Annotated in this window: 1 protein-coding gene; it reads left to right on the top strand. The window is 72.3% G+C overall.

Going from position 1 to position 2370, the window contains the following annotated elements; genetic code table 11:
- Window positions 1-139 precede the first annotated feature (139 nt).
- Window positions 140-2370 (top strand): AAA family ATPase (locus G6031_RS15570; RefSeq protein ID WP_182653745.1); only part of this gene is annotated, 2231 nt, incomplete at its 3' end.

Here is a 2370-nt window from a genome sequence, read left to right as displayed (position 1 = left end):
GCACCGGAAGTCGACGACCCCGCCCCCACGGGCGGGGTCGTCGGCGTCGGTGGGCCCTGCGCGAGACCCGGTAGCCTGGTTGTCCTGCACTGCGCGGTACACCCACCCGATGCGCAGTCCCCACCCGAGAGGAGCGCGCATGACGGGATACGACGCCGTCGACGAGGAACAGCGCCACCTCGGCCGTCTCCTCGATCGTCTCGAGGAACTCCGGGCCGACACCCGGGCCCGCCTCGACGCCGTCCTCCGGGGCACGGGGGGAACTCCTCAGGCGCGATCGGAGCGGGAGTCGTTCGCGCGGCTCTATTCGTCTGAGCTGGCGGCGTTCAACGCCGCCAACCTGGGCCTGTACTTCGGTCGGCTGGACATGGAGGACGGAGAGGTCCGGAGGATCGGGCGCGTGGGACTGAGGGACGACGACGAGGACCTCACCCCGCTCCTGCTGGACTGGCGCGCGGACCACAGCCGCCCGTTCTATCTGGCCACCACCGCCCGCCCCGAGGGCGCACACCGTCGTCGTCATCTCCGCACGATCGGCAGGAGGGTCATCGGGGTCCACGACGAGTACCTCACCGCACCGGTCGACGGTGAGGTGCCGGAGGACCACGACGACGTCGTGGGGGAATCCGCCCTGCTCGAAGCCCTGGACAGCGCGCGCTCCGCTCACATGACGGACATCGTCGCGACCATCCAACGCGAGCAGGACGAGATCATCCGCAACCCCCACGCCGGTGTCCTGGTGGTCCAGGGCGGGCCGGGGACGGGGAAGACCGCCGTGGCCCTTCACCGTGCGGCCTACCTGCTCTACACGCACCGCCGGAGGCTCGACCGCAGCGGAGTGCTCATCGTGGGGCCCAACGCGCGGTTCCTCGACTACATCGCACGCGTCCTGCCGTCGCTCGGCGAGTCGGGAGTCGTCCTGCGCACACTCGCCGACCTCTACCCCGGGGTCCGTGCCACCGGTTCGGAGACTCTCCGCGGCGAGGAGGTCAAGGGCTCGGCGGACATGGTCGACATCCTCAAGGCCGCCGTCCGCGCCCGCCAGTTCGCCCCGGGGGCGGACGTGGTGGTGCGGTGCGAGGGACACGACCTCGTCCTCACGCCCGCGGTGGTCCGCGCCGCCCGCGGCCGGGCCCGGATGACGCGGCGACCGCACAACCAGGCGCGTTCCACGTTCGCGGCGAGGATCATCGACGCTCTCACGGAGCAGTACGTGGCGTCCCTGACCGATCCCGTCGGGCACGCGGAGGACGCCGCCTGGTCCCCCGAGGGCGACGGGGTCGGGGATCTCGGGGACCCCGCCCGGCCGCTGCTGGACGCGGAGGACCGGGCCGCGCTGCGCACCGAGGTCGAACGCGCGCCCGAGGTCCTCGCCGCGATCGACGAGTGGTGGCCCACCCTGCGGCCGGAGCAATTGTTGGCCGACCTGTTCTCCAGCCGCGAGCGGATCTCCGAGGCTGCCGGCGACTATGTGGCCGAGGACCAGGAGGCCCTCTTCCGCGCCGACGGTGGGGCGTTCTCGGTGGCCGACGTCCCGCTCCTCGACGAACTCGCCGAACTGCTGGGCGAGGACCCCACCGAGGAGGGCAACGAGGCGGACCGAGCCTGGGCCGAACAGGTCCGACAGGCGGAGGAGGCGCTCGAGATCCTCACCGGGTCGGCGGTCCAGGACATCGAGGACGACCTGGACCCGGAGGTCCTCATGGCGTACGACGTGGTCGACGCGGAGTCGCTCGCCCGGCGGCACAGTGCGGACTCGGACCTCACCGTCGCGGATCGTGCCGGCGCGGATCGGACGTGGGCGTTCGGTCACGTGATCGTCGACGAGGCGCAGGAGCTGTCCGCCATGGCGTGGCGCGCGCTGATGCGCCGCTCCCCCAACCGCTGGATGACCCTCGTCGGGGACGTCGCCCAGACCTCCAGCCCTGCGGGCATCGACTCGTGGGAGGACGCGCTCTCGCCGTACGTGGACGACCGGTGGGTCCTCTGCGAGCTCACCGTCAACTACCGCACCCCGGAGACCGTCTCCGCGGTCGCGGAACAGCTGCTCGCGCAGATCGACCCGGGGGCGACCTCGCCGCGCCCGGTACGTGCGGGACGACGGCCTGTCGCGTGGCTCGAGACCGACACGGGCTCGGTGGGCCGGGTGGTGGCCGACGAGGTCTCCCTCGTGCCGGAGGACCGGGCCGTGGCCGTGCTCCTCCCCGATGACCTCGGGCACGAGAACGCCCCCGGGATCGCCGCCCTCAGGGACACCGTGATCGCGGCGCGCCCCGACGCCTCGGTCCTCCCCCTGGCCCTGGCCAAGGGACTCGAGTTCGACGTGGTGGTGGTGGTCGATCCGGAGCACGTCCTCGGACGTTCGCCGCA

The sequence above is a fragment of the Dietzia sp. CQ4 genome, from assembly GCF_014145125.1.
In the GTDB taxonomy this organism is placed as follows: domain Bacteria; phylum Actinomycetota; class Actinomycetes; order Mycobacteriales; family Mycobacteriaceae; genus Dietzia; species Dietzia natronolimnaea.
This window is presented reverse-complemented; position numbering and strand designations above follow the sequence as displayed.